Below are 6,728 nucleotides of genomic sequence, written 5' to 3' on the forward strand. Positions count from 1 at the left end.
GTGCTGGGCGGTGCGCATGGTGCGGGTGGCTCCAAAGCCCAGCTTGCGCGAGGCTTCCTGCTGCAGGGTCGAGGTGGTGAACGGAGCCCACGGATTGCGGCGGGCCTGTTTGCGCTCGACCGTCGCCACGCGGAACATCTGGCCCTGGATGGCGGCCACGGCGGCCTTTGCATCGGATTCGGTGGCCAGCGAGAACTTGTCCAGCTTTTTGCCATCCAGGTGGGTCAGGCGGGTGGTGAAGGTGGCGCCGTCAGGAGTGCGGAAAACGGCTTCCACGCTCCAGTACTCGCGGGCCCTGAAATCCTCGATCTCGCTCTCGCGCTCGCACACCAGGCGCAGGGCGACAGACTGGACGCGTCCGGCGGATTTCGAGCCGGGAAGCTTGCGCCACAGGACGGGCGACAGGGTAAAGCCCACCAGATAGTCCAGCGCGCGACGGGCCAGATAGGCCTCGATCAGGTGCTGGTCCAGATCGCGCGGGTTTTTCAGGGCGGTCTGGACGGCTGTTTTCGTGATCTCGTTGAAGGTGACGCGCTGGATATCGGCCTTGCCCGCGGCCTTGCGCTGTTTCAGCAGCTCCTTCACGTGCCAGGCGATGGCTTCCCCTTCGCGGTCCGGGTCGGTGGCGAGGTAAACATGTTGCGCGCCCTTTACGGCGCGGGTGATTTCATCCACGTGCTTGCCGGAGCGCTCCCCCAGCTCCCAGTCCATGGCAAAGTCCTCGTCCGGGCGTACGGAACCATCCTTGGGCGGCAGGTCGCGCACGTGGCCAAAGCTGGCCAGGACCGTGAAGTCCGGGCCCAGATATTTGTTGATGGTTTTCGCCTTGGCCGGCGATTCCACGATCAGGACATTGGGGGTGGGCACGGCCGCTCTCTCCGGGAATCGGGTATCAAACATAAACAGCTGCACGATCAGAACCGGGATGTCAACCTGGCCTGTATACCGGTAGTGCCGGGTTTATCCTGTCATCCAGAGCGGAGCGTTACGCCCTGTCCTACGAAGCCCGCAGGGCGAAGGAGGAAGTAACGCGCAGTCGAGGGATCCCCTGCCGGGCGGGAGATTCCTCCACTGCGCTGCTCTTCGCTCCGGTCGGAATGACATCTTCCTGTATATGGCCAATTTATTTTCACCTGATGGTGTTAGGATCATGGATCCGGTTTCTGGCTGAAAGGGAAAACCATGCTGGTTAATATGCAGAAGGCGCAACAGGCGCATGAAAAAATCCGGAGCTATACGGGAAATAATCGGCCCTTGCGTAAAATCATGATGGAAGACGAGGTGGTCCACGGCCTGGCCGGCTGCCTTCTGAAAACTCATTGGTCGGTCCCTGACCTGCTGTGGCAAGTGGGTAGTATTGATTCTGATATGGGCAGGCCTGACCTTGTGAAGGAAGCAATGACCATGGCTCTGCTGCACATGTGGGGGAAGGTACACTGCGGGATTTCCTGTCAGGATTGTGCATGGTTCTCAATCCATCCACCCTGGAATGTTTCAGCGGAAAGGATGCCTTCGCCCTGATTTTCAGTGCAGGCGATGAAAATGTATTTCTGGGTTATACTGAAAAACAGTATGGTGGCTTTGTCACAGATGTAGGTGAGGCCATTCAGGATCGCATTATCCGACTGTCCGCCTCCCACCGTTTCAAGGATGTGCAACGTCTTGTGGACTGGACCCTGAAAACCGGTAACCAGGAATGGATAAAATATCTGAAAAGAGGATATGGGGAGGCTTTCCAGGCAGGACTGAAAACAGGTCAGGAAGATGTAACAAGTGACCTCCGGTTTGCTGTTGAAAATTATTCAGCAGAGGATTTTCTTGGAAAAAACTTCCGGTTTTCGCAGGGGCGGCAATATCCGCAACACCCGAAGGCCGAGGCCTTGCATTATCAAAAGGCTCTTCCGGACTGGTGGGCTGCCTATGTTTCAGAGATTATGGACAGTGCGGTCAGGGAATTGACCGGCAGTATTTCCGCGGCATTCGCCACCGAACTGTCGCCAGAGACTTCCATTTCCTTGCAGGATATGCAGAATTTCCAGCACAGATATCATGCCCTGAAGGGTGTGATTTCCCTGGGTGGATGTCTGCCACAGGCTGCAGACAGGATTCTGGCAAATGCCGATGATCCGGATATTCTGAAATGCATCCTGATTCTCGCACAAGGGTTCAGGGATGATTTTTCCCTGCAGGGGCATCTTCCGGCTGCGTGGCTGGAAACGGCCAGGGACAGAGCCGCCACCAGAGCTGGTGAAGGTTGCATAAGACAGCAGGAATTCCAGAATGTTAGAGATGCCATCGACCGCCACTTGCAGGTGGAAGCGTTTCTGGAGGAGGTGCTGGCAGGACCCTCGGTCCCTGCTGCCGGCGCGGCCCCGACTGCGGCAGCGCCAAAGGCCTGAACCGGGCGGATCACAAACCCGCTTGCCATGGCAGGGAAAAGCAGTACAGTGACCGCCCATGCGTGTCCTGTGCCATCTGCCCCTGTCGCCGTTCTGCCGTTCCGTCCGGATTGCCCTGGCGGAAAAGCGCCTGCCCTTCGATCTGGCGCTTGAGGAGCCCTGGCAGCGGCGGTCCGAGTTCCTGGCCCTGAATCCGGCAGGCGACGTTCCCGTCCTGATTGACGGCGCGAATATGGTGATCTGCGGTCCCTGGCCTCTCCTGGAATATCTGGACGATGCGTACCCGGAGGTTCCCCTGATGGGAACAACCCTGGAGGCCCGGGCCGAGGTCCGGCGCCTGGTCTCGTGGTTCCATGACAAGTTCAACCGCGAGGTGACAGAACCTGTGGCCGGACAGAAACTGATCCGCCGCTTCCAGAAGGAGAGTGCGCCCGATGCGGCCACTATCCGCAGTGGCCTTGCCCGGGTCCATGATCACCTGGAATACATCTCGCTTCTGGCCGAGCAGCGATCCTGGCTGGCCGGCAATTCCCTGACCATGGCGGATATCGCCGCCTGTGCCCACCTGTCTGTCCTGGACTATCTGGGTGATGTGCCCTGGGACCGTTACCCCGAGGCCAGAACCTGGTACGCCCGCATGAAAAGCCGGCCCGGATTCCGCCCCCTGCTGTCGGATACCGTTCCGGGGATGCCCCCGGTTTCCCATTATGCAGATGTGGATTTCTGAAAGCGGGTCACGTCTGATGTTACAGGGCGTGTAACCTCTCCGGACCGCTCCGGTTGTGAATTTTTACCCTCGATGTTACAGATTTCGCGTTTTTTGTAACATCGGAGGGGCAAGAACAGTTTTTGTCATTCCGGCCGAGGCTGAAAGTCGGGTGGAGGATCTCCCGGAGATCCTTCGGCTTTGCTCAGGATGACAGGATGGGTGAACGCCCCGTCCCATCCCCTGGAGGACTTTTGTGTCGTCGTATTCACAATGTCAACGAACCCGTCTTCGCTCTTTCGCCGTCGCCCTTCAGGCTATGGCGCAACAAGCCGGGCTACGACCTGGCAAGCCCGCCAGAAGGCAGGCAATCTCCGCATAAAGGAAAATATACCTTTTGTCAAGGTTATTAGAGATTATATTCTTGTGTCCGGGCCCCCTTTTCCATCAGGCCCGTGGGGCGAAAATCATGAGGCGACAGGCCGGTTTCCCATGAAAGAATTGACACCGGATATGGTTTCAGTGTCCTGTTGCGCCAGGTTTCATCGCTGACCGGGAGCAGATTGTACAGCATGCAGGACGTACAGATTCTTTTTCCCCTTCTTTCTCCCGAGGACCGGATCCGGGCCATGACCTGGGATCTTCTGGCAGATCTGCTCCATGCTCCACCGGATGCTGCCATTCTGGAAGAGATCGGGACCCTGGAAGGGGACAGTACCGATATGGGACGGGCAATCCGCCTGCTGGCCCAGGCAGCCCGGCGCACCACTGCGGCCCAGGCAGCGGCGGAATACGAGCTTCTGTTCGGTGGCGCGGCCTGCCGCGTGCCGGAAGTTCCCTCCATTGCCTCGTCCTTCCGCGGGGTGTTCAGGGATACCCATCCGGCCCTGCGCCTGAACACGGACCTGCTGCTTCTGGGGCTGGCGCCGGAGCAGGACAGCGAGTTGCCACCTGATCACATTGCGTCCCTGTGCCGTACAATGTCGGCCCTCATCTGCAATGCCTCCCGCAAGGGTATCGACAGTCGCGACCAGGATGACTTTTTCCAGATCCACCTGGCCGCCTGGGCCCATGATTTCTTCCGCCAGCTTGAGTCAGCCCGCGGCGCCATATTCTATATGCCTGTGGGAACCCTCGGCCGGCGCTTCCTGGCCGTAGAAGGCCACGTTCTGGCCATGGCGGCCTGATCCATGGGGTATGCAGGATTTCTGGCGCAGGGTTTTGGCTGTCTGCGCCGCCCGCCTTTCCTGTGGCTGATGGCCAAAAGCGCAGCCCTGTCCCTCGGGATTGTCATCCTGGTGACAGCCGTTGTTGTTCTGATGCTTGGCAATACCACCATTCTCAGTGACGGAAACGCAGACCTGCTTCTGGATGCAGCCGGTGTCATCATGGCCGGAGCAGGCATGGTGTACTTTTTTCCTGTCATTACAGTGACGGTGGTGGCTGTTTTCGCGGATGAGGTGGCCGCCCTCGTCGAGGCGCAGGATTATCCGGACCTGCCGCCGGTGTGCGCTCCATCGCTGACAGAACAGGTGTTGTCCGGCCTGAAAGTATTCGGAATGGCTTTGTCCCTGAACGTCCTGGCCCTGCCGGTGTCCTTTTTCCTGCCGTTTGTGCCGCTGGTCCTCAACGGCTTTCTTCTGGGCCGGGAGTATTTCGGGGACATTGCCCTGCGGCACCTTTCGCCGGAGGACGCGGGGACCCTGCGCGGCCTCAACAGCTTCAGGATATGGCTGTGCGGTATTGTTCTTGCCCTGCTGTCTTGGGTTCCGGTGCTGAATCTGGTGATGCCGGTCGTGGGAACCGTCTTTATGGTGCATGTTTTCCACCATCTGCGCCAGTCAGCGATCAGGAACGGGGCGCTGCCGCCCGTCGCAGCCGGTCGTTGATGGCTATACCCAGGCCGGTGTCCGGGATGGGTGTGACAGCGATAGCTGTGTGATCGGGGGTATCCAGGGCCCGGAGCATGGCAAACAGGTTGGCAGCGGCCTCGTTCAGGTCGCCCTGGTCACTCAGGTTCAGGTGTGTCACAGGATGTCCGGGCACCAGGCCTGGGCCAAAAGCCAGCAAGGCCTCTCCCGCCTGCACCGATGTTGCATTCAGCCGCACGGGGATGGAGGGGGCGTAGTGGCTGGCCAGCTGGCCCGGTGCGCGCGGCGCCTGTGTGTCTGATGATTCCGGAAGGCTGACAGGACCGATGAGGGCTTCCAGCTGCTCCCGCAGGATGTGACCGGGCCGCAGCAGGCCAAGGGAGGGGCCGGACAGGTCCAGGACGGTGGATTCCAGGCCCATGGACGCCCGGCCATCCGCCAGAATATACGGAATACGGCCAGCGAGACTTTCTGCCACGTGAAGCGGCGTTGTGGGGCTGACTGCACCTGAACGGTTGGCGCTGGGGGCCGCGATGGGCCGGCCTGTCTCCTGCAGCAGCCTGCGGGCCACGGGATGGGCCGGGATCCGGACCGCCAGCGTATCCAGTCCCGCACTGGCCAGCAGGGAGACGGAACAGCTGCTCCGGCGCGGCAGAACCAGGGTCAGGGGACCCGGCCAGAACGCCTCGGCCAGCGCCATGGCCCGCTCGTCCAGGGTCACCAGGGCATCTGCTGATTCCATATCGGGAACGTGAACGATCAGCGGGTTGAAGGAGGGCCGTCCCTTGGCTTCGAAAATAGCGGCCATGGCCCGATCCTGTGTGGCGTCAGCGCCCAGGCCATAGACAGTTTCCGTGGGAAAGGCCACCAGCTGACCTTCCCGCAATGTCCCAGCACAGAAAGAAATATTTTCCGGCGTGGGCATCAGGATTTTTGGCAAACTGTTACTCACGGCTTTTTCCCGGGGAGAAAATATGTCATTGTTGGTTCATATACAGAATTGTCAGGGGCAATGTCATGCCATCAGAAAAAGAACAGCGCCGGGAAAGGCTTGCCATGGCCTTGCGCTCCAATATTGTGCGCAGGAAGGAACAGGCCCGTGGACGGGAAAAAATGCCAGAGCCACAGCAGGCCCATGACCAGGGGAGTGAACCATGCCAGTGATGTCCGACCTCTGGATCCGCGAGATGGCCACGCAGCACGGAATGATCGATCCGTTCGAGAATGGCCAGGTCCGCAAGGGAGTTATCTCATACGGCCTGTCATCCTATGGCTATGACGCCCGTGTCGCCGACGAATTCAAGATTTTCACCAACGTGGACAATGCCCTGGTGGACCCCAAGAATTTTTCCGGGCAGAGCTTTGTGGACCGCCAGACGGACGTCTGCATCATCCCGCCCAACAGCTTTGCCCTGGCGCGGACTGTGGAGTATTTCCGCATTCCCCGGGATATCCTGGTGATCTGCCTCGGGAAATCCACCTATGCCCGCTGTGGCCTGATCGTGAATGTCACGCCGCTGGAGCCGGAGTGGGAAGGCCATGTGACCCTGGAAATTTCCAACACAACGCCGCTGCCCGCCAAGGTGTACGCCAATGAGGGCCTGTGCCAGTTCCTGTTCCTGCAGGGAGACCGGCCGTGCGAGACGTCCTATGCGGACCGGGCCGGAAAATACATGAAGCAGAAGGGCGTCACTCTTCCCAGAGCGTGAGAACCCATCCCCCAACCCTGACTGCCGTGGTGTCCTGCCTTGT

At 59.7% G+C, this 6,728-nt stretch carries 8 protein-coding genes; 6 read left to right on the forward strand and 2 right to left on the reverse strand.

Annotation, left to right across the window (positions count from 1 at the left end):
- A partial coding sequence (locus M3O22_07810; protein MDP9196650.1) for a DNA topoisomerase occupies nucleotides 1-867 on the reverse strand: 867 nt, incomplete at its 3' end.
- A gap of 596 nt (nucleotides 868-1,463) precedes the next feature.
- On the opposite strand from M3O22_07810, the gene M3O22_07815 reads away from it, so the two are divergent.
- The 4 genes from M3O22_07815 (at nucleotide 1,464) to M3O22_07830 (ending at nucleotide 4,994) form a co-directional block, all read left to right on the forward strand.
- Nucleotides 1,464-2,399 carry a hypothetical protein gene (locus M3O22_07815; protein MDP9196651.1) on the forward strand — a complete coding sequence of 312 codons (936 nt, stop codon included), beginning with the start codon at nucleotides 1,464-1,466 and terminating at the stop codon, nucleotides 2,397-2,399.
- Between the two features lie 58 nt (nucleotides 2,400-2,457).
- Nucleotides 2,458-3,126 carry a glutathione S-transferase family protein gene (locus M3O22_07820; GenBank protein MDP9196652.1) on the forward strand — a complete coding sequence of 223 codons (669 nt, stop codon included), beginning with the start codon at nucleotides 2,458-2,460 and terminating at the stop codon, nucleotides 3,124-3,126.
- Nucleotides 3,127-3,677: 551 nt separating this feature from the next.
- The gene (locus tag M3O22_07825; GenBank protein MDP9196653.1) at nucleotides 3,678-4,292 is read left to right on the forward strand and encodes a molecular chaperone TorD family protein; all 615 of its coding nucleotides are present in this window, start codon (nucleotides 3,678-3,680) and stop codon (nucleotides 4,290-4,292) included.
- Nucleotides 4,293-4,295: 3 nt separating this feature from the next.
- On the forward strand, nucleotides 4,296-4,994 hold the full coding sequence (locus M3O22_07830; GenBank protein ID MDP9196654.1) for an EI24 domain-containing protein: 699 nt from the start codon (nucleotides 4,296-4,298) through the stop codon (nucleotides 4,992-4,994).
- Here the strand turns inward: M3O22_07830 and M3O22_07835 are convergent.
- Nucleotides 4,954-5,901 (reverse strand): L-threonylcarbamoyladenylate synthase, encoded by a 948-nt coding sequence (locus tag M3O22_07835; protein ID MDP9196655.1) that lies wholly within the window; start codon nucleotides 5,899-5,901, stop codon nucleotides 4,954-4,956. The two genes, M3O22_07830 and M3O22_07835, sit on opposite strands and share 41 nt — an antisense overlap.
- Nucleotides 5,902-5,993: 92 nt before the next feature.
- Between M3O22_07835 and M3O22_07840 the strand changes: the two genes are divergently transcribed.
- A complete protein-coding gene (locus M3O22_07840; protein ID MDP9196656.1) occupies nucleotides 5,994-6,140 on the forward strand; it encodes a hypothetical protein in 147 nt (48 codons plus the stop codon).
- A complete protein-coding gene (gene dcd, locus M3O22_07845) occupies nucleotides 6,131-6,685 on the forward strand; it encodes a dCTP deaminase (GenBank protein MDP9196657.1) in 555 nt (184 codons plus the stop codon). Before M3O22_07840 ends, dcd begins: the two co-directional genes overlap by 10 nt.
- Nucleotides 6,686-6,728 lie beyond the last annotated feature (43 nt).

The organism is Pseudomonadota bacterium, assembly GCA_030775045.1.
In the GTDB taxonomy this organism is placed as follows: Bacteria; Pseudomonadota; Alphaproteobacteria; order JALYJY01; family JALYJY01; genus JALYJY01.